The 20,875-nt window shown below is 73.2% G+C and carries 13 protein-coding genes and 1 pseudogene; 8 read left to right on the forward strand and 6 right to left on the reverse strand.

Annotated elements, in window-relative coordinates:
- Nucleotides 1-22 precede the first annotated feature (22 nt).
- Nucleotides 23-2,035, reverse strand: coding sequence for a D-alanyl-D-alanine carboxypeptidase family protein (locus ACZ3X1_RS19810; RefSeq protein ID WP_467280447.1), 2,013 nt, complete (start codon nt 2,033-2,035; stop codon nt 23-25).
- Between the two features lie 1,112 nt (nt 2,036-3,147).
- Here ACZ3X1_RS19810 and ACZ3X1_RS19815 point away from each other — a divergent pair.
- The 3 genes from ACZ3X1_RS19815 (at nt 3,148) to ACZ3X1_RS19825 (ending at nt 5,474) form a co-directional block, all read left to right on the forward strand.
- On the forward strand, nt 3,148-3,882 hold the full coding sequence (locus ACZ3X1_RS19815; RefSeq protein WP_356812715.1) for a GOLPH3/VPS74 family protein: 735 nt from the start codon (nt 3,148-3,150) through the stop codon (nt 3,880-3,882).
- A 298-nt stretch (nt 3,883-4,180) separates the two neighbouring features.
- Complete coding sequence (locus ACZ3X1_RS19820) at nt 4,181-5,065, forward strand: helix-turn-helix domain-containing protein (RefSeq protein ID WP_467280448.1); 885 nt, start codon at nt 4,181-4,183, stop codon at nt 5,063-5,065.
- A 199-nt stretch (nt 5,066-5,264) separates the two neighbouring features.
- Nucleotides 5,265-5,474, forward strand: a complete 210-nt coding sequence (locus ACZ3X1_RS19825) for a DUF397 domain-containing protein (protein ID WP_467280449.1) — start codon at nt 5,265-5,267, stop codon at nt 5,472-5,474.
- 150 nt (nt 5,475-5,624) lie between these two features.
- Here ACZ3X1_RS19825 and ACZ3X1_RS19830 read toward each other — a convergent pair whose 3' ends face one another.
- Entirely contained in the window at nt 5,625-6,488 is an 864-nt protein-coding gene (locus tag ACZ3X1_RS19830; protein ID WP_467280450.1) for a hypothetical protein, read from the reverse strand.
- Between the two features lie 150 nt (nt 6,489-6,638).
- Here ACZ3X1_RS19830 and ACZ3X1_RS19835 point away from each other — a divergent pair.
- Nucleotides 6,639-7,924 (forward strand): annotated as a pseudogene (locus ACZ3X1_RS19835) (aminotransferase-like domain-containing protein).
- Here ACZ3X1_RS19835 and ACZ3X1_RS19840 read toward each other — a convergent pair.
- The 3 genes from ACZ3X1_RS19840 to ACZ3X1_RS19850 form a co-directional block, all read right to left on the reverse strand.
- Complete coding sequence (locus tag ACZ3X1_RS19840) at nt 7,902-8,366, reverse strand: hypothetical protein (protein WP_467280561.1); 465 nt, start codon at nt 8,364-8,366, stop codon at nt 7,902-7,904. The pseudogene ACZ3X1_RS19835 and the gene ACZ3X1_RS19840 sit on opposite strands and share 23 nt — an antisense overlap.
- A gap of 245 nt (nt 8,367-8,611) precedes the next feature.
- Nucleotides 8,612-8,863, reverse strand: coding sequence for an amphi-Trp domain-containing protein (locus ACZ3X1_RS19845; protein ID WP_356812719.1), 252 nt, complete (start codon nt 8,861-8,863; stop codon nt 8,612-8,614).
- Nucleotides 8,864-8,976: 113 nt separating this feature from the next.
- A complete protein-coding gene (locus ACZ3X1_RS19850) occupies nt 8,977-10,308 on the reverse strand; it encodes a diacylglycerol/lipid kinase family protein (protein ID WP_467280562.1) in 1,332 nt (443 codons plus the stop codon).
- Nucleotides 10,309-10,615: 307 nt separating this feature from the next.
- Between ACZ3X1_RS19850 and ACZ3X1_RS19855 the strand changes: the two genes are divergently transcribed.
- The 4 genes from ACZ3X1_RS19855 (at nt 10,616) to ACZ3X1_RS19870 (ending at nt 16,850) form a co-directional block, all read left to right on the forward strand.
- Nucleotides 10,616-11,398, forward strand: coding sequence for an SDR family oxidoreductase (locus ACZ3X1_RS19855; RefSeq protein ID WP_356812720.1), 783 nt, complete (start codon nt 10,616-10,618; stop codon nt 11,396-11,398).
- A 40-nt stretch (nt 11,399-11,438) separates the two neighbouring features.
- Nucleotides 11,439-14,030 (forward strand): bifunctional FO biosynthesis protein CofGH, encoded by a 2,592-nt coding sequence (locus ACZ3X1_RS19860; RefSeq protein WP_467280451.1) that lies wholly within the window; start codon nt 11,439-11,441, stop codon nt 14,028-14,030.
- A 667-nt stretch (nt 14,031-14,697) separates the two neighbouring features.
- Nucleotides 14,698-15,894, forward strand: a complete 1,197-nt coding sequence (locus tag ACZ3X1_RS19865; RefSeq protein ID WP_467280563.1) for an ADP-ribosylglycohydrolase family protein — start codon at nt 14,698-14,700, stop codon at nt 15,892-15,894.
- A gap of 95 nt (nt 15,895-15,989) precedes the next feature.
- Entirely contained in the window at nt 15,990-16,850 is an 861-nt protein-coding gene (locus ACZ3X1_RS19870) for a TIGR03619 family F420-dependent LLM class oxidoreductase (RefSeq protein ID WP_467280452.1), read from the forward strand.
- Between the two features lie 77 nt (nt 16,851-16,927).
- On the opposite strand, the gene ACZ3X1_RS19875 is transcribed toward ACZ3X1_RS19870, so the two are convergent.
- Nucleotides 16,928-20,695 carry a hypothetical protein gene (locus tag ACZ3X1_RS19875; protein ID WP_467280453.1) on the reverse strand — a complete coding sequence of 1,256 codons (3,768 nt, stop codon included), beginning with the start codon at nt 20,693-20,695 and terminating at the stop codon, nt 16,928-16,930.
- Between the last annotated feature and the right edge of the window lie 180 nt (nt 20,696-20,875).

Genomic DNA, 20,875 nt, shown 5'->3' on the forward strand with positions numbered 1-20,875 from the left:
CGGCCGTGTCGGCCGATCGGCGTCAGCCGATGCGCGTCAGCTTGCTGCCGATGCCCGGCGAGGCCAGGTCGCTCTGCAGCGCCACCGGCACCTTGACCTGGCTGGCGCCCTCGCCCACGGTCAGCAGGCCGACCTCGGTGCCTGCCTTCGCGGTCTGCGGCATCTTGCCACCGCCGTCCGCGAGCTTCACGTCCACGGTCAGCGAGGCCCACCCGATCGCCTGCACGTCGGCGGTGGCGACGACCGGCGTCCGGCCGCCGAGCCCGTCGTCGACGTACCCCACGACCTGGCCCTTCTTCACGACGACCGCGCCGTCGAGGGCCTTCTGCGTGGCGGTCATCAGCTGCTTGCTCGCGGCGAGCACGGTGTCGATGATCGACGGCTTGTGCTGGCCGAGGACGGCTCCGACGATCAGCTGATTGGTGTTGCCGATCTTCTTCTGCGCGGCGAAGAGGAGGTTTCCGCCCGCCTTGGTCGTCGTACCGGTCTTGATGCCGAGCGCCCCGCTCGGTCCGGTCAGGCCGTTCCAGTTGCGCCAGCTCTTGCCGGACGGGTCGACCCAGTTCGGCTTCTTGGTGATGTCGAGCAGCGTCTCGATCTCCACCAGCTTCAGGCCCAGCTTCACCTGGTCCTCGGCGGTGCTGACCGTGGTCGCGTCCAGACCCGAGGGGTCCGTGTACGTGGTGTTGGTCATGCCGAGTTCCTTGGCGGTGTCGTTCATCTTCTTGACGAACGCCTCCTGGGAACCGGAGTCCCAGCGCGCGAGCAGCCGCGCGATGTTGTTGGCCGACGGGATCATGAGGGCGGCGATCGCGTCGTACTCGGAGATCTTGTCGCCCTCCTTGACCGTGTCGAGGGTGGACTCGTTGTCGGTGGAGTTGTTCTTCTTGCCCTCGGTCTCGGCCGTCTTGTCGACGTCGATCATCGCGCCCTGCTCACCCTTCTTTATCGGGTGGTCGCGCAGGATGATGTACGCCGTCATCGACTTGGTGACGCTCGCGATCGGCACCGGCTTCTGCTCGCCGGACTGGCCGAGCGTGCCGAGGCCGGCGGCCGCCATGTAGGCCTGCCCCTCGGTGGGCCAGGGCAGCTGCGGCATGGCGCCCTCGAAGGTGTACGAGGACTTCGCGGTCATCACGAGCTTCGGCTCGGGCAGCGGGCGCACCAGCTGCACGACGGCCAGGATGACCGCCAGGAGCACGACGAGCGGCGCGTAGATCTTGACCCGGCGGACGGCGGTGCGCAGGGGGCTCGGCGGCGGGGGCGGGTTGTTCGTGAGGTCCGCCAGCATGTCGAGCGGAGGCTTGGGCGGCAGCGGCTGCTGGGTGGTCCGCTCGCTCCGGTCGCTGTGGTCGAGCCGCTCGGTGGTGGTCGCCGCGGAGCCCGGTGCGGACGGGGCGGGCGGGGTGGACGGAACCGGAGCCTTCGGCGCAGCGCCGTCGGCGCGCAGCGGCACGAAGGTACTGGCCTTGGGCGCGTCGGGCTTGGGCGCGTCGGGCTGCAGCGCCTCCGGCTTCGGGGCGCGGAAGACGGCGGTCCGCTCGCTGTCGGCGGCCTCGTCGGCCGGAGCGGAGGGGGAAGTGGAAGCGGGACCGGGAGCGGGTTCGGAGACCGGCCTCGCGGCGGGGGGCTTCGGCTTCTGCTTCTGCCCGCCATCGGGCTTCAGCGCATCCACCTTCGGCACCCGGAACACGGCGGTGCGCTCGCTGTCCGCCGCCTGCCCCTTCGGCTCGCCGGCACCGTTCCCGGCGCCTTCGCCGGTCTCCGGCTTCACAGCGCGGAAGACGGCGGTGCGCTCGCTGTCCGCGGGTTCATCGTCAGCAGGCTTCGAGGGCGCGGCCGGGGCCGGCCCCTTCGGCAGCCGCACGCCTGCGGACTTCGCCCCGCCGGAGCCGGTCCCGGCGGAGGCGGGCTTCACGGCGCGGAACACGGCCGTGCGCTCACTGTCCGCCGACTCGGCGTCCGAAGCCGCGGGCTTCGACTCGCCCCCACCCGCGCCGCCGATGCGGTCGGTGTCCGCGGCAGCGGGCCTCACCTCACCGGAAGCGGAACCGGACCCGCGGGACCCGGCGGAACGCCCGGCGCCCTCGCCCGACGTCCTACCCGCCTCGGCGGAGCCGCTGCGGTCAGTGCCCCCGGCCTCAGGCTTCGCCTCGCGGGACGCAGCGGAACGCCCGGCGCCGCCGCCCGACGCCCTGCCCGCCTCGGCAGAGCCAGCGCGGTCGGTGTCCCCGGCTTCAGCCTTCGCCTCACCGGAAGCGGAACCACCCTCGCGGGACGCAGCGGAACGCCCGGCGCCGCCGCCCGACGACCTGCCCGCCTCGGCAGAGCCAGCGCGGTCGGTATCCCCGGCTTCAGCCTTCGCCTCACCGGAAGCGGAACCACCCTCGCGGGACGCGGCGGAACGCCCGGCACCGTCGCCCGACGACCTGCCCGCCTCGGCGGAGCCGCTGCGGGCGGTGTCCCCGGCCTCAGGCTTCGACGCGGCGGAACGTGCGTCGGTCTTGTCCGACGACCTGTCCGCGCCGACGGAGCCGAGGCGCTCGCCGGCCGCAGCCGCAGGCTTCGGCTCACCAGAAGCGGAACCGGCCGCGGCAGACGCAGCGGTGCGCTCGCTGTCCGCCGGCCCGGCGGAGCCGGGCTTCGGCCCGCCGGAAGACGGACCCTCGGTGGCCTCCTCCGTGGTGGCGACCCATGCCGCCACCGCCTCGCGCAGCGCATCCCGCCCGCCGGACTCGGCACCGGCGGCGGCGCCGGACTCGGCATCGGCCTCGGCCGCGTCGCCGCCGCCGGCCTCGGCATCCGCCTCGGCACCGCTTTCGCCCTTACGGGCGACCCCGGCACCGTCCGCGGATTCCCTCGGCCGGAACACCGAGAGCCTCGGGTCGCGCTCCGCGGACGACTCCGCCGCCGCCCCCGGCGTTCCTTCATCTACCGACTTGTCGGGGGACTCGCCCGCCACCGCTCCTCCTCATCGCCGCCACGTTCGGCTGTCCGAATGTCTAACAGTGTCCCGTCTAGGGAGCATCGCCCCCGTGCCAGACGAGAACGACATAGCTGCGGGTTCCCCCACAAAGCGGCCACGCGCTCTCGACAGATGAATGTGAGAGGCGTCACCCTGTCACTCATCCACGCGGGGAGGCATGGATGGGCAGGAGCCGCAGAACAATTCCGGAGGAGCTTCTGCTGCTCGCCTTGGACCCGGCCACGGGTACCACGGCGCAGCCGCAGTCGCTCGACCTCGGCCTGGCCGGGGCACAGCTAGTGGAGCTGGCTCTGGCAGGACGGATAGCCCCTGATGGGGATCGTATCGCCGTGGTGATGCCACGGCCGACAGGAGATCCGACTCTGGACTCCGCACTGGAACTGCTGCGCAGGCGCGGCAGCCCGGTACGGGCCGTCCACTGGATCGGCGGACCCCGGCTGGGGCTTCGTCAGATTTACCTCGCGCACCTGGAGCGCTGCGGCATGGTCCATGCCGTTGCGGGACAGATGTGCGGGGTGTTGCCGACGACTCGCTACCAGGCGACGGACACGGAGATCAGCCGGGAGATCCGAGCCCGGCTCGACAGTGCGATCCGCACCGGCGTACCGCCGGACCCGCGGACCGCGGCGCTCGCCGCGCTGGCCCACGCGGTCGGACTCGGCAAGCACCTGTACCCCGGCAACGAGGGGCGCTCGTCCAGGTCCCGGCTGCGGGACCTGATCAGGCACGACCCGATGGGCGGACTCGTGGCGCACGCCGTGATGGACGTCCAGAACGGTGTGGCCGCACAGCCACGCCGGGACCGGCCACCGGCACCGCAGGCCCGGCCCACGGCGGGCGGCATGCCGCTGCAGCCGCGCCGCACGGGTGCGATGGCCCGCGCGGCCGCGCACTGATCCACCCCCGGTGCGGCCCGGACAGATTCCCGGGTCCCCCGTTCCACAGCTCCACGGCAGCACCGCTCCACCGCAGCACCGCAGCACCGATCCACAGTTCCACCGCTCCACCACAGCACCGCTGCACCGAGCCGCCAGCGCGCGGGGTGGCGGAGCCGGTCCGCCGGCTCCGCCACCCCGCGCGTCTGTGTTTCCCTGCCGTTCCCCAGCGGCGCCGCCCGCTTCGGTGGCAGTCTGCTGAACATCAGCCACGCAGAGAGACAGCTGCACGACAGAAGAAGGCGGAGGTGCCGTTCACGTGGCGTCCAATGTCAATCCCACCGTCCGACGCCGCCGACTGGGCATGGAGCTGCGCAAGCTCCGCGAGGACAAGGGCATGACGGCCGAACAGGTCGCCGAACGCCTCCTCGTCTCCCAGTCGAAGATCAGCCGACTGGAGAACGGCCGCCGTTCCATCAGCCAGCGCGATGTCCGCGACCTGTGCGACGTGTACGAGGTCGAGGACCGCCGGCTCATCGACTCCCTCATGCAGATGGCGAAGGACTCCCGCCAGCAGGGCTGGTGGCACGCCTTCGGTGACATCCCGTACAGCGTCTACATCGGGCTGGAGACGGACGCCGCCAGCCTGCGCACGTACGAGCCCCTCGTGATCCCCGGGCTGCTCCAGACCACGGAGTACGCCCAGGCCCTCGTCCGCGGCGCGTGGCCGGAGACCGCCCCGGCCGACGTGGACAAGCGCGTCCAGGTCCGGATGCACCGCCAGAAGCGGCTCTCCGAGACCGAGAACAACAACCCGGACCTCGGCCCGCTGCGCCTGTGGGCGGTCATCGACGAGGCGGCGCTGCGCCGGCACGTGGGCGACGTCCAACTGATGATCCGACAGCTGGAGTACTTGATAGAGCAGTCGGAGCAGCCGCACGTCACGGTGCAGGTGATGCCCTTCGAGCTGGGCGCGCACCCCGGCGTGAACGGCCAGTACGCGATCCTGGAGTTCCCGGACGCGTCCGACTCGACGGTCGTCTACATCGAGGGCGTGACGAGCGACCTGTATCTGGAGAAGGCCAACGACGTCCAGAAGTACAGCGTGATGTACGAGCACCTGCGCGCCCAGGCCCTGGGCGTCGACCGGACACGTGAGTTCATCCTGGGCATCATCAACGAATATGCGGACAAAGGGGAATAGCGCCTGTGGCACACGGTGCGGGCGGGCGCGGGGGCGGCACCGTACACCGTCGATCCCCGGCCACAGAAGGCTTGAATGGAATATGCCACTCGGTCGGGTGAATGCTTCCTTCACCCGTCAAGAGCTGCGGGTAGCGTCGATCACGTCAGCCGGAAATGGCCGACAAGACACCGGAACTACTCGCTCACCGGAGAGAAACATGGCTATTCGCCAGGGCGCCAACGACAACTGGGTCAAGTCCTCCTACTCCGCCAACGGCGCCTGCGTCGAGGTCAAGTCCCCCGTCATGGAGGCGATCGCCGTACGCGACTCGAAGGTGCAGGACGGCCCGTCCCTCACCTTCGCGCCCGGCTCGTGGACCTCCTTCGTCACCGATGTCACCGAAGGCCGGCTGGGACGCCTCACCTGAAGATCACGACGCGTCCCGACCGTCCCGACTGGAGCCCTCTCGACCGGTCCGCCGTCTTGGCCGAGGGGGCTCGGCCATGCCCGCCTCCGACCGACGGCACGGCCGGTCGGTCCGCCGGTGGGTCGGTCGGTCAGCCGGTCGGTCGCCCAGTCAGCGCAGCTGGTCGACGTAACGGTCCGTCCCCGGCACCGTCGGGATGAACGGAGCCACGAGCTCCACCCGCCCCAGGCCCGTCTCCGCGACCTCCGCGTCCAGCGCCTGGAAGCGGTCCCAGCAGGCCCGGGGGTCCTCCTCCAGGAACCACAGCAGCGTCAGGCGCGTGTCGACCCCCTCCACCTGCTTGACGTACGCCATCCGGTCACCTGGCAGCGGTGTCGGCCGGAAGGCGGTCACCATCGCCACCGGGGAGCCGTGCAGCCGCTTCGGCAGGGCGCGTGAGCGCAGCCATTCCAGCAACTCTCCCCGCTGCCCGGGCCCGTCGGCGTCGACCACCTGCACCACCAGCCCGGCGTACGGGTGGTCGAGCGCGTGGTAGTCCCGCGGGCCGGCGGCGCCGTCGCGGTAGACGGTGGCCGCGTGGTCCTGGAAGGCCGTGAAGACGTGGGTCCGGTCCTGGTAGACGCGGCCGTCGCGGTTGAGCCGCTTGTTGATGGCGACGGTCCACTTCATGTGCTCGTCGTAGCGGCCCTCGGTGACCCAGTACGTCGATATGTAGCAGCCGGCGGTGACGGGCTGGGCAACGGCCGACTTCTCGGGGTAGCGCAGTTCCTGGAGCTCGCGGGTGGCCACCCAGCGGCGGCCCGCGTACATCCAGGGCATGGCCATGGCACCGGCGTAGTAGTGGTCGTCCTCGTACCAGCGGTTGTACGCGTACTCGTGGCCCGGGTGCGGCTCCACCATGGTGATCAGCGCATGGCCGGGGCGGACGCCGTAGGGGCCGACGGCCGCCAGCTCGGCGTAGTCGTCGACGCGGGTGCCGGTGTCCTGCTGCGGGTCCTGCTCTGCTGTCGTCATGGGAACGGTCTAACTGATGTGACGTCAGATCGGGAGAGGGCGGGGCGAGTCGGGGAGAGCGAAGCCCGGGTGTCCGCCTCGTGATATATCCATGCCCTCTACAAGTTTCTGTCGCTACGATGCGCGCACCCGTCTCCCCGAGGAGCTCCCGTGCCCGCTGTCGCCGCCGTCACCGCCCCCGTCACCGCCGCTGTCACCCCCGCCGCCGCACCGCCCGCGTTCGCCGCCCGCGCCACCTCGGTCGAGGGCTCCCCCGTACGCGAGATCCTCGCGCTCACGCAGCGGCCCGGGATCATCTCCTTCGCCGGCGGCCTCCCCGCGCCCGAGCTCTTCGACACCGAGGGCCTGCGCGCCGCGTACGACGCCGCCTTCGCGTGTCGGCGCGCCGCGCGCTGCAGTACTCGACCACCGAGGGCGCGCCGGAGCTGCGCGCCGCGGTCGCGGCGCGGGCCACGGCGCGCGGGCTGCCGACCGGCGCGGACGACGTACTCGTCACCACCGGCTCCCAGCAGGCCCTCACCCTCATCGCCGCGGCCCTGATCGAGCCGGGCGACGTGGTGCTGGTCGAGAACCCCACCTACCTCGCCGCGCTCCAGTGCTTCGGCCTGGCGGGGGCGCGGGTGGTGGCCGTCCCCTGCGACGACGAGGGCGTGCTGCCGGACGCCCTGGCGGAACTCGTCGCGCGGGAGCGGCCGAAGCTGCTCTACACGGTCCCCACCTTCCAGAACCCGACGGGGCGCACGCTGCCGGCCGCCCGCCGTGCGGCGGTCGCCGAGGTCGCGGCCCGCCTCGGTCTGTGGCTGGTGGAGGACGACCCGTACGGGGACCTGCGCTACGAGGGCGACGACCTCCCGTGGCTCGCCGCCCACCCGGGCGCGCAGGACCGCACGGCCCTGCTGGGCAGCTTCTCGAAGATCATGGCGCCGGGGCTGCGGCTGGGCTGGCTGCGGGCGCCGGCGGCGCTCCTGCGGGCCGCGGTGGTCGCGAAGCAGGCGGCGGACCTGCACACCTCCACGCTCGACCAGCTGGCTGCGGCGCACTACCTCGCGACGGTGGACCTGGACGCGCACATAGCCACCGTGCGCGGCGCGTACCGCGAGCGGCGCGACGCCCTGCAGGACGCCCTGAGCCGGACCCTGTCGGCGGACTGCGACTGGAACCTGCCCGAGGGCGGCATGTTCGTGTGGGCCCGGCTCCCGGAGGACCACGACGCGACGGCCCTGCTGAGCACGGCCGTGGCGCACGGCGTCGCCTTCGTCCCGGGCGCCCCCTTCTACACGGGCGCCCCGGATCCCCGCACGCTGCGCCTGTCCTTCACCACGCACACCCCGCGGGAGATCACCGAGGGGGTCGGCCGGCTCGGCGCGGCGCTGGCGGAGTACGGCGACGTCGGCCCGCGCCGGGTCACGGCGGTCAGTGCTGGAGTGCGACCTTGAGCAGCACGATGACCAGTCCGAGGAGGAGGTTGACCACACCGGCGACCGCCATCAGGCGGCGCGAGGCGCCAGCGCGTTGGGCGGCCACGGTGGCCCAGCCGACCTGACCGGCCAGGGCGACCAGCAGGGCCAGCCACACGGTGCCCTGCGGCCCCAAGTCGAACAGCGGGGTGACGGCCACGGCGACGGCCGGCGGGACGGCCGCCTCGATGATCGGGCGCTCCTCCCGGGCGGTGCGTCGGACCACGCTCCAGCTCAGCCGGCCCGCCAGGCGGGCGCCGAAGTGGCGGGCGAAGACGTGGGCGGCCCAGAAGACGACTGCGGTGCCCAGCAGCAGCACGATGAGCTGCAGCCGGGGGTACGAGCCGAGCGTCCCGGCGCCGACGACGACGGAGGCTGCGAGCAGCGAGCCGTAGACGGCGCCCGCGTAGTCGCCGCGGATCTTCTCCGCAGCGCCTGGCGAAGCGCCTTGCGAAGCGCTTTCGCCAGCACCTTCCGAGGCTTCGTACGAAGCCTCGTACGAGGCCTCCTCCAGGGCCCGCTCCGGGCGGGGCTCCCGGCCGCGCTCCGGGCGGGGCTCCCGGCCGCGCTCCGGGCGGGGCTCCCGGCCGCGCTCTGGACCGGGCTCCGGACCGGGCTCCGGACCGGGCTCCGAACCGGGCTCCGGACGGCCGCCGACCGGGACCACTACGACGCGGCCCCGGGCCGCGAGGTGGCGGTGGGCCACTTGAGCTCGATCTCCATCTCGATCTCCCCGTCGCCGACCTCGACCTCGATCTCGGTACGGAGTTCGTCGGGGACCCGCAGGCTCATCGTGCCGGGGCCGAGTTCCAGTTCGGCGTTGCCGCCGTGCCGCAGCGCCTCCGCGAGGGCGGAGAGCTGATCGGCGGCCTCGAGGCGCGAAAGGGAACTCTTCTGCTCGAACTTGAGGTCCTTCACGGCTGTCTCCTATCCGCCACGACCAGCGGGAACAGCGGGATCACCAGGTAAGGCTCATTGTGACGCCGTAGCGGGGGCCGGGCATCCCGGGGCGCTCCTGCGGGCGTGTGCAGTCACTGCGGCCGCGTCCGGTCGAAGGCCAGCGCGAGGACGTGGCGCCACCGCATCGGCGGACCGGCCGCCGGAGCGCCCGGACGTTCCCTCGGCACCAGTACGCGCAGGGCGCCCGGGCGGATGGAACAGGTGACGGGCGTGGGCATCGTCAGGCCCTCGCCGTCGACGGCGACCGGGATGCTCTCCGCCTCCGACCCGATGACGACCTGCCGGGAGGTCAGGACGTGCAGACCCGCCGCCCGTGCGCCGCGCAGCGCCACGTCGGCCGCCTGCGCGGCGTTGTTCACCCGGATGCCGACGACGCCCAGTACGCCGAGGTCGAGGCGGGCCCGGCGGGCGCCGACGGCCATCGGTTCGGGGGACGAGTAGGGGTTGTTGCTGATCAGCAGCGCCTGCTGGGCTTCCAGGCGCATCTCGTCGGTCGCCGCTTCGAGGGTGCGGCCGGCGTACCCGAGCAGCAGGTCGGGCAGTGCGTTCAGCGCCGAGTCCGCCTTGGCGTCCCGGTACTCCGGGCGCTGCACGACCTCCGCGTAGACGCCGAAGGAGGCCGTGTTCACGAAGGCGCGGCCCCCTACGAAACCGAGGTCGACCCTGAGCTCCTCGCCGTCCGCCAGCGCGTCCAGGCACCGGGCCGGGTCCTCGCGGTCCAGGCCGAGGTCCATGGCGAAGTGGTTCCTCGTACCGGCGCAGACCACCAGGAACGGCAGCCCGTGCTCGGCCGCCACCTCGGCCACCCGGGCCTGGGTGCCGTCGCCGCCCGCCACCCCGAGCAGGTCCGCCCCCTCGGCCACCGCCCGGCGGGCGACGGCGGCGACGTCGGTCACGGCCTCCGGGTCCAGCAGCACCACCCGGGCGCCCAGCGCCTCGCCCTTCTCGACGAGGCCGAAACGGCCGACCTTCCCGCCGCCGGACTTCGGGTTCATGATCAGCACGGGGCGCCGGGGGCGTTCGGCGGCGACCGCCCGCATGCCGGCGGGGGGCCGGGCGGCGCGCAGCGCCGTCCGCGCGCACACCACGGCGGCCGCCCACACCACGATGGCGGCCAGCGCCGTCGGCCACAGGTCGGCGCGGGCATAGATGACGAGGACGGCCACCGGCGCGGCCACGGCCAGCGCGGCCCCGGCCAGCCGGACCGCTCCGCGGTGGGCGACCGCCCACCAGGTACCCATGGCGGTGAGCGCCGCGCCGGCCACCCCGACCACGACGACGACCAGCCCGCCGCCCGCGCCGGCCGCCACCAGCACCACGACCGCGCCCAGCGCACCGACCAGCGCCAGCAGAGCGAACAGCCGGGCGCGCGGCGGCACGCCGGCGGGGTGCGAGAGCGACATGGTCCTCACGTCCTCCGACCGGGCCCTGGCGCGGCGGATCGTCCCCACCAGGATGCGTTCCCATCCGATCATCCCCCGAACACCCACCCCCGGCCCGCCGGCGCAGCCACCGCCGCCCCCGCACATTGCTCGTTCCTTGACCGCGCTCGGGCGGATCGGCGGGGCCGGGGATCGACGGCGGCGCCGCGCCCGCCCCGGCGGGCTCCGGCGCTGCCCCCGCCACTCGGCGAAACCCCTTCACACCGCCGCACCCACGTCGTAGCCTGACGCGCCGTCAGATACGCCCCGCCCGCCCTGGAGGTACGTCGTGCTGTTGCGAGGGAAGACCGTCATCGTCTCCGGCGTCGGGGCCGGGCTCGGGCACCAGGTGGCCGCCGCCGTCGTGCGGGACGGCGGAAACGCCGTGCTCGGGGCGCGGACCGAGGCGAATCTCGCCAAGTCCGCCGCCGAGATCGACCCCGAGGGCACCCACACCGCCCACCTGGCCACCGACATCGGCGACGAGGCGCGGTGCGAGGCCCTCGCCGCCCTCGCGCGGGAGCGGTTCGGGGGCGTCGACGCCGTCGTGCACGTCGCCGCCTGGGACTCGTACTTCGGGGGGCTTGAGGACGCCGACTTCGGGACCTGGCAGCAGATCATCGACGTCAACCTGCTCGGCACCCTGCGCATGACGCGGGCCTGCCTCCCCGCCCTCAAGGAGAACGGCGGAGCCGTCGTGATCATCGGGACGCAGTCCGCCGTCGCCGCGCCCAACGAGGTCCAGCAGGCCGCCTACGCCGCCTCCAAGGGGGCCCTGACCTCCGCCATGTACTCCATGGCCCGCGAACTCGGCCCGCACCGGATCCGCGTCAACACCGTGCTTCCCGGCTGGATGTGGGGCCCGCCCGTACAGGCCTTCGTCACCTTCACCGCCCACACCGAAGGCGTCCCCGAGGCCGAGGTGCACGCCCGCCTCACCGAGCGCATGGCCCTGCCCGAGCTCGCCACCGACGGGGACGTCGCCGACGCCGCCGTCTTCCTCGCCTCCGACCGCGCCCGGGCGATTACCGGCCAATCGTTGCTGGTCAACGCCGGTGAGCTGATGAGATGACGGACTCCACCGCGGCGCCCACGGATCGTATGCTCACCACATGACCACTCCGAGTGACGCTCCGACCGAAAACGCGATGCGCCGCGCGCTGCGACGGGCCCGAGACGGCGTCGCGCTCGACGCGGCCGAGGCGGCCGTACTCCTCCAGGCGCGCGGCGAGGCCCTCACCGACCTCGCCGCCTCCGCCGCTCGCGTCAGGGACGCCGGGCTCGCCGCCGCCGGGCGGCCCGGTGTCATCACGTACTCGCGCAAGGTCTTCATCCCCCTCACCCGCCTCTGCCGCGACAAGTGCCACTACTGCACCTTCGTCACCGTCCCCGGCAAGCTCCGCCGGGACGGACACGGCATGTACCTGTCCCCCGACGAGGTCCTCGACATCGCCCGCAGGGGTGCGGCGATGGGATGCAAGGAGGCCCTCTTCACCCTCGGCGACCGACCCGAGGACCGCTGGCCCGAGGCCCGCGAGTGGCTCGACGCGCACGGCTACGACGACACCCTCGCCTACGTCCGCGCCATGGCGATCCGCGTCCTGGAGGAGACGGGGCTGCTGCCGCACCTCAACCCCGGTGTCATGTCGTGGTCCGAACTCCAGCGCCTGAAGCCCGTCGCCCCGTCCATGGGCATGATGCTGGAGACCACCGCCACCCGCCTGTGGTCCGAGCCCGGCGGCCCCCACCACGGCTCCCCCGACAAGGATCCGGCGGTCCGGCTGCGGGTGCTGGAGGACGCGGGCCGCTCCAACGTCCCCTTCACCACCGGGGTGCTGATCGGGATCGGCGAGTCCTACGAGGAGCGGGCCGAGGCGTTCTTCGAGCTCCGGCGGATCCAGCGCAGCTACCACGGCATCCAGGAGGTCATCGTCCAGAACTTCCGCGCCAAGCCGGACACCGCCATGCGCGGCATGCCGGACGCGGAGCTGGAGGAGCTGGCCGCGGCCATCGCCGTCGCCCGCCACATCCTGGGCCCGAGCGCCCGCATCCAGGCCCCGCCGAACCTGGTGGACGCCGAGTACGCCCTGCTCATCGGCGCGGGCATCGACGACTGGGGCGGCGTCTCCCCGCTGACCCCCGACCACGTCAACCCCGAGCGCCCCTGGCCGCACATCGAGGAGTTGGCCGCGCGGACCGCGGCCGCCGGCTTCGAGCTGCGCGAGCGCCTCACCATCTACCCGGAGTTCCTCCAGCGCGGCGAGCCCTGGCTGGACCCGCGCCTGCTGCCGCACGTACGGGCGCTGGCCGACGCGGAGACCGGCCTGGCGGACGAGTCCGCGGCCCTCGTGGGCCGCCCCTGGCAGGAGCCCGACGAGGGCTTCGCCGCGTACGGGCGCACCGGCACCGGACGTACGGACCTGCACACCGCCATCGACACCGAGGGCCGCACCACCGACCGGCGCGAGGACTTCGACCACGTCTACGGCGACTGGGAGGCCCTGCGCGAAGCGGCCGCGCCGGGCATGGTGCCCGAGCGCATCGACACCGACGTACGGGCCGCCCTGGCGCAGGCCGCCGAAGACCCGCAGAAGCTCACCGACGCGCAGGCGCTCGCGCTGCTGCACGCGGACGGGCCGGCCCTCGACGCCCTGTGCCGGATCGCGGACGACCTGCGCAAGTCGGTCGTCGGCGAGGACGTCACCTACATCGTCACGCGGAACATCAACTTCACCAACGTCTGTTACACCGGCTGCCGTTTCTGCGCCTTCGCGCAGCGCCGTACGGACGCCGACGCCTACACCCTCTCCCTCGACCAGGTCGCCGACCGGGCCGCCCAGGCCTGGGACGTCGGCGCGGTCGAGGTGTGCATGCAGGGCGGTATCCACCCCGACCTGCCGGGGACCGCGTACTTCGACATCGCGCGGGCGGTCAAGCAGCGGGTGCCGGGCATGCACGTGCACGCCTTCTCGCCGATGGAGGTCGTCAACGGCGCGACCCGCACGGGCATGTCAGTACGGGACTGGCTGACGGCGGCCAAGGAGGCCGGCCTGGACTCGATCCCGGGGACGGCGGCGGAGATCCTGGACGACGAGGTGCGCTGGGTCCTGACCAAGGGCAAGCTGCCGACGGCGGACTGGATCGACGTGGTGAGCACCGCGCACGAGCTGGGGATCCGCTCCTCGTCCACGATGATGTACGGGCACGTGGACCAGCCCCGGCACTGGCTCGGCCACTTCCGCACGCTGGCCCGCATCCAGGAACGGACGGGCGGTTTCACGGAGTTCGTCACGCTCCCCTTCATCCACACCAACGCCCCCGTGTACCTGGCGGGCATCTCCCGGCCCGGCCCGACGGTCCGCGACAACCGCGCGGTGACGGCGATGGCCCGGCTGCTGCTGCACCCGCACATCCCCAACATCCAGACCAGTTGGGTGAAGCTGGGCAGCGAGGGCGCGGCGGAGATGCTCCGCTCCGGGGCGAACGACCTGGGCGGGACGCTGATGGAGGAGACCATTTCCCGGATGGCCGGGTCGAGTTACGGCTCGTACAAGTCGGTCCAGGACCTGGTCGCGGTCGCGGAGGCGGCGGGCCGTCCCGCGAAGCCCCGTACGACGCTGTACGGGGAGGTGCCGCAGGAGCGGCAGCAGGCGGCCCGCGCATCGGACGGGCACCTGCCGGAGCTGCTGCCGGTACTGGACTGAGCGCGGCGGAGGGGGCCCGTGGCGCGGGCCCCCTCCCCGCCGCCGGAGAACGGCGCATGATCCCGGTAGGTGAGTGGCAAAACGTGGCACCGGCCAGGTGGCGGCCGGAACTGTTCGCTTGGCGGACCGCCTCCGGATCCGATCGAACCTGTCCACTACAGTGCGGATTTCGTATGCTCGGCGGCCATCGGCCCGGGGGGACGACGTGATCGGTACGAACGACGGCACGAACGGCAACGCCCACGCGGCTCGCGCGAACCCGGCCGCAGGCCGGGGTTACGCGATCCCCGCCTCAACCGCAGGCCCGTCCTCCGACCAGACCCCCACGGGCTCCCCCCCAGCCGCAGGCCCGGAGCAGCCCGGCCCGGTGCCGGCCCCGGTCCCGGTCCCGGCCGCAGGCCACGGACAGCCGGGCGGCGTAGCGGGCCCGGCCCAGATGGGTCCCGCTCCCGCCGAAGCCGGCCCGGCCGGAGGCCAGGGGCAGCCGGGCGGCGCAGCGCACCTGGGCCTCGGACCGGCCGGAGGCCAGGGGCAGCCGGGCGGCTCAGCGGGTCCGGGCCCCGCCCCGGCGGCCGGGGGCGGCGCGGCCGGACCGGCCGGGGGGCGGCCGGGGGGCGGGCCGGGGGATTCCGGCGGCCCCGCCGGAGGCAGGACGCTCGGGCGGGGGATCGTCACCGGCCTCTGGGGCCGCATCGAGCAGCAGGACTTCCGCAGCCGCATCCGCGGCACGCTCCTCGGCGCGGCCCTCGGCGACGCCCTCGGCGCGCCCCTCGCGGGCCTCTCCCTCGACGCCGTCCGCGAGGCGCACGGCCCCGACGGTCTGACCGGCCCCGCCGTCGCGCACGGCCGCCGCGGCCGGATCACCGCCGCCACCCAGCTCAGCCTCTTCACCGTGGACGGGCTGATACGGGCCCACGTACGCCGGGACACGGGCGTCTGGCACCCGCCCACCGACGTGCACCGCGCGTACCGCCGCTGGGCGGCGACCCAGCACGACTGGGGCCCCGACGAGCGCCGCGAGGACAACGGCTGGCTCGCGCAGCAGGAGTGGCTCTACGCCCGCCGCAACCCGGATCGCGCCTGCCTGACCGGCTTCGGCGACAACGTCCTCGCCACCCTCGACCAGCCCAAGAACCCGACCGCCCGCGGCGCGGCCGCCGCCGCCCGCTCGGCCCCCTTCGGGCTGCTGGTCGGCTGGGAGCCCGCTCTCGTCCTCCAGCTCAGCGTCGAATGCGCCGCGCAGAGCCACGGCCATCCCACCGCCCACCTCTCGGCCGGCGCGCTCGCCGTCATCGTCCACGGTCTGACCCGCGGCGACTCCCCCGACGCCGCCGTCCGGCGCGCCCTGGGACTGCTGGGGGCGCGCCCCGGCCACCAGCCCGTCACCGACGCCCTCCAGCGCGCCATGTCGGCGGTCACCCAGGGCCCGCCCGGCCCCGACACCGTCGAAGCGCTCACCGCCGGCAAGTCCGCTCCCGGGACGCCCGGCCCGACCGGCCCGACCGGCGCACCCGGCGCGCCCGGCGCACCCGGCGCGCCCGGCGCGACCTCCGCCCCCGACGCCTCCGACGCCCTCGCCGTCGCCGTCTACTGCGCCCTCGTCGCCGAGGACGTCGCCCACGGCCTGCGCCTCGCCGTCAACCACGGCGGCGACTCCGCCGCCACCGGCACCCTCTGCGGGGCACTGCTCGGCGCGCTGCACGGCGAGACCGCCCTCCCGCCCGCCTGGCTCGCGGAGCTCGAAGGCCGTGCCACGCTCCTCGAACTGTGCGACGACTTCGCCCTGGAGATGACCCAGGGCCCGACCCTGCACAGCCCATCGGCCTCCTCCCCCGGCTGGCTCGCCCGCTACCCGCGCGGCTGACGGGCACCCCCAGGACCTGACGCCCTCTCAACAACCACGGCCCGAGACCGTACCGTGGCGTTCCCACGTCCCGGCCGCCGGAGGTGCCAGCACACATGCGGATCGCCACGACCGTCTTCCTCACCGACCGCTCCGTCTCCCCCGTCCGTCTCGCCCGCAGTCTGGAGGAGCGCGGCTTCTCGGGCCTCTACCTGCCGGAGCACACCCACATCCCGGTCGCCCGCGAGACCGCCGCGCCCATGGGCGGCGAACTCCCCGACATGTACGGCCGCACCCTCGACCCCTTCGTCGCCCTCGGCCAGGCCGCCGCGGTCACCGCACACCTGCACCTGGGCACCGGCATCACCCTGGTCGCCCAGCACGACCCGATCGGCCTCGCGAAGCAGGTCGCGACCCTCGACCACCTCTCCGGCGGCCGCTTCACCCTGGGCATCGGCTACGGCTGGAACGTCGAGGAGGCCGCCGACCACGGCGTCGAGTGGCGCATCCGCCGCGACCTGGTCCGCGACCGCATGGCCCTGATGCGCGCCCTGTGGGCGCCGGAGCCGACGGCGTACGTGGGCCAGTACTGCTCCGTCCAGGCCAGCAGCGCCCACCCCAAGCCCGCCCAGGCCCCGCGCGAACTCGGCCCCGGCTCAGCCCTGCACGGCCCCCGCACCCTCATCGGCGGTGCGGCCGGCCCGAAGCTGTTCACCGCGATCGCCGACCACGCCGACGGCTGGCTCCCGATCGGCGGCGGCGGCCTGACCGAGTCGCTCCCGGTGCTGCGCCAGGTCTGGGAGACCGCCGGACGCGACCCGAAATCCCTCCAGGTGGTCCCGTACGCGGTGCACCCCAGCCCGGGCAAGCTCGCCCACTACGCCGACCTCGGCATCGAGGAGGTCGTCCTCCAGCTCCCCTCGGCCCCCGAGCCGGACATCCTGCGCGCCCTGGACGACTTCGCCCAGTACCTCTGACCTCTGCGCTCACGTACGGCAGCGGGGCCCGCCCGATCGTGCGATCGGACGGGCCCCGGATCACTTCTGCGCGGATCTCAGGACGTGAAGTAGCCGTTCAGGTCGGCGATCACGTCGACGGCGCCGGAGTTGTTGAAGAACGTCACCCGGCCGTCCACCACCGGCACGACCACCAGGTTGGAGACGGTCTGCCCCGCCGTGTAGTTGAGATTCGACACGTTCGGCCGCCCGGTGCCGTGTGGGTGCACGATGAGGTGGCCGGCCTGGGAGGGGTTGGTGACCGTGACGTTCAGGACCACCGCGGTCACTCCCGTGAGCGGCACGCCCTCGACGCCCGCCACCTGCAGGCTGACGATGCCGCCACCGCCGACGGTTCCGGCGCGGGCGCCGGTCCCGTCCCGCGTGTCGAGCAGCCGAACCGGCGCACCGGCCGAGAACGCCGACCCTTGCGCCGCGTAGTAGCCGGTGACGTCGGCGATCAGGTCCACCGAACCGGAGTTGTTGCGCAGGTCGACCTTGCCGTTGACGACCGGGACGGTCACCAGGTTCGGGACGATCTGCCCGGGCGTGAAGTTGAGGTTCGAAACGCCCGGCGCCGCCTGCCCGTTCGGGTAGACCGTCACATGGCCCGCCTCGGTCGGCTGGACCGCCGTCACGTTCATGACCACGGCCGTCACGCCGCTCGCCGGAACGCCCTTCACACCGGCCACCTGCAGGGTGACGACCCCACCCGGTCCGACCCGCTGCTTCGTCGCGCCCGTGCCGTCACGCGTGTCCAGGAACCGCGACGGCGTGACCGGGTTCAGCCCGGAGCCCGCCCCGGACTGGTCGGTGTAGTAGCCGGTGACGTCGGCGATCAGGTCCACCGATCCTGCGTTGTTGCGCAGGTCGACCTTGCCGTTCACCACCGGCACCGTCACCAGGTTGGGCACGATCTGCCCGGGCGCGAAGTTCAGGTTCGACACCGAGGGCTTGGGCTGCCCGTTCGGGTACACCATCACGTGCCCGGCCTCGGTCGGCTGCACAGCGGTCACGTTCATGACCACGGCCGTGACCCCGCTCGCCGGAACGCCCTTCACACCGGCGACCTGCAGGGTGACGACCCCACCCGGTCCGACCCGCTGCTTCGTCGCGCCCGTGCCGTCACGCGTGTCCAGGAACCGCGACGGGCCGTGCGGCACGAACCGGCTCTTGGCGGCCGTCGGCGGCGCCGTCACCGTGTACGCCTTGGTGATCCTGTGTCCGATGAAGGGCCCCACGTCGTACAGACCCGGCTGGAGGCCGGTCGTGTCGACGAGCACCTTCATCGAGGTCCCGTCCGGGCTCACGGACAGCGGCTTCAGGTAGGGGCCCTGTTCGTACTGTGTGCCACTGGGCATCAGCATGAGTTCCGTGCCGAGGGTGAGGTTCTGCCCGTGCACGACCGCCTGGTTCCTCGTCCCCGCGGGACCGGTGGCCGGGCTGATCCCGGACACCCACGGACTGGGCTGCTGGCCACTGCACGTCGTGACGCAGGATCCGCCCATGGTGAATTCGACCGGCAGGGCCGTCCTGCCGGCACTCAGCAGCAGTACTGCCTGGCCGGCCTGGGCATCGCTCTCGGTGGAGCAGAGGCCGTGCGCATCGCACCCGTACTTGGACGTGGTGCCGGTGCCCTCCCATACGCCGGGGCCCAGCAGGCTCCGTTCGGGGGCGGCCTGGCTGGCGAGGTCGTTGGTCGTGAACGGCACGCCGACGCCGAAACTCTGCGAGGGCTTCATGTCGACCACCGCGCAGTAGGCGGTGGAGGACTCCGTCAGCACGCCGCTGCGGTTCGGGAAGCCCGCCACCGAGATCCGGTTCGCGGTGCACTCCGGCGCCCAGCCCGCGGACGTGCCGACCTTCCAGGTGTCCACGTCGGCGTGGACCGGGCTGCCCGCGTGGTTCTTGGTGTGGACGATCGCGACGTACGAGGTGGACCCGGTGACCCGGCAGGCCACGGTGTACTGCTCGCACATGTACCTGCCACCGGCGTCGACCACCTGCAGCGTCGCCGAGGGGTCGTCCTTGCCGCCGGCCGTCCTGGCGCTCAGCCAGAACTTGTCGGTGGCGGCGCCGCTCACCCGCAGGCAGCGGGCGTCGAGCGCCGAGCCCAGGTCGAAGGACGTGGCCTGGCCGCCGACCTTCGTCGACACCGGGGCGGTGCAGCTCGCCGTCGCCGAGACGTCACGCCGTGCCAGCTTGTACGTGTCTGCCTGTCCGACCAGCATGACGGTGTACGGGGTGCCGGGCGTCAGGGGACATGCCAGGACCGCGCCGCCGAGGCACGCGACGTTGCCCGCGGGGTCGGCGACGTAGAACGTCGCCCACTGCCGGTTGAAGGGCTGGGAGTAGGCCAGTACCTCGGCGGCCGTGTGCTTGTCGGCAGGCAGGCTCAGGCAGGACTGCCGTCCGCCCGAGGTCAGCGACACCTGCGCCCCCGCCGATCCGTCGAAGCCGGTCTGCGGCCAGGCCACGCATCCCGCGGCCTCGCCGGTCCGGTGGACCGCCAGCGCGTACGCCTGCGACGGCGTACCGGTCAGGACGGCCCGGAAGGGCGCGGTACCGGTCAGCTTGCAGACCGGGTGGTAGCCGGAGTACTCGCACTGCTTGAGGCCGGCCGCGTCGTACACCACGGCGCTGAGGGCCTGCCCGCCGGCGGGCGTCCGGTCGAGCAGGTACACGCCCTTGCCGGAGGCGGTCGGCAGGGTCAGGCACAGCTGCTGCCCGGGTCCGCCGAAGGTGCCGGTCGCCGGCCCGGCGACGAGACCGTTGTCGTGGGTGGCGGTGCAGCCCCGGGTCTCCTTGGCGGAGTGGAGTGCCATGCCGAAGGCGCCGGGGGCCTCGGGTGTGGGAGTGGCCGCCCACGTGTGGTCGCCAGCGGGCAGGTCGCATCCGCCGTACTGGCAGAGTCCCGGGACGACGGCGCCGGCCGTGTCGAACAGCGTGCCGGTGGGGGCCGTACCCGACGCGACCGGACCGAAGGCGTGCCAGGCGGGCTGGTTGACCCGCAGGGTGCGGCAGCGCGCCGTGGAGCCCAGGTCCGGGGAGGTCCCGAACGCCAGCGGCTCCACCACCGCGCAGCCCTCCGGGCGGGAGAGCCGCGCCAGGGTGACGTCGTAGGCCGCCTGGCTCGCCCCGAAGGCGCTGATCGCCATCATCCGGAACGGCGCGGTTCCGGCGAGCTTGCAGTCGAGCGCGACGCTACCGGTGTTCTGCCAGGCGTAGACGCTGGCGCAGATCTGCTTGCCGGTCGCGTCGTAGACGCTGTGGTGGACGTCCTTCGAGGACGAGTAGCTGCGGAGCACGTCGTTCGCGGCCAGGTCCAGCGCGTAGCAGTCACCTGCCGAACCGGCCGGCAGGGAGCCCTGGAACACCGTGGGGGCGCCGAGCCTGCGGTCGCCGGGAGCGACGGTCTTGCAGGCGGTGAACGAGGCAAGCGGCAGGTACGAGGTCCAGATCTGGGTCTGCGAACTTGTGCCGTTCTCGACCTTCATCGTGTAGGTGCCCGCCTGGGCCGCGGGGCAGCGGACCGCCCCGTAGGCGTAGTCGCCCGCACCCCGCACGTGCTCGCAGGTCACGGTGGCGCCCGTGGGCGAGACCAGCTTGGGCCGGATGATCCCGGGCGACGTGGCGAGCTGCAGGACGACCACGTCGGGCGCGGACAGCGCGATGGAGAACGACGCCGTCGTGTTCGGCTCCACCGCGCAGTTGACGATGGTGCTCGGCTGCAGGGCCGTCGGGCAGGCACCGGCTGCTGCCTGGCCGCTCTGCTGGAGCGAGCGCACCACGGCCTCGCGGTCGCCCGCCGGGTCCGTCTTCGGCACGGCGGCCTCGGGCCCCGACACCGGAACGGCGGCAGCAGCGGGACCGGTGGCAGCCGGTGGCGGCGTCGCCGCGGCAGCGGCTCCGGTCTGACCGGTGAACGACGCCAGGAGGCCGAGCAGCAGCGCCCCGGACGTGATCGCGGCCCTGCCCCTCCCCGGTCTCCCGCGTCTTGTTCTGCC

Source organism: Streptomyces sp. NPDC023541 (assembly GCF_055559995.1).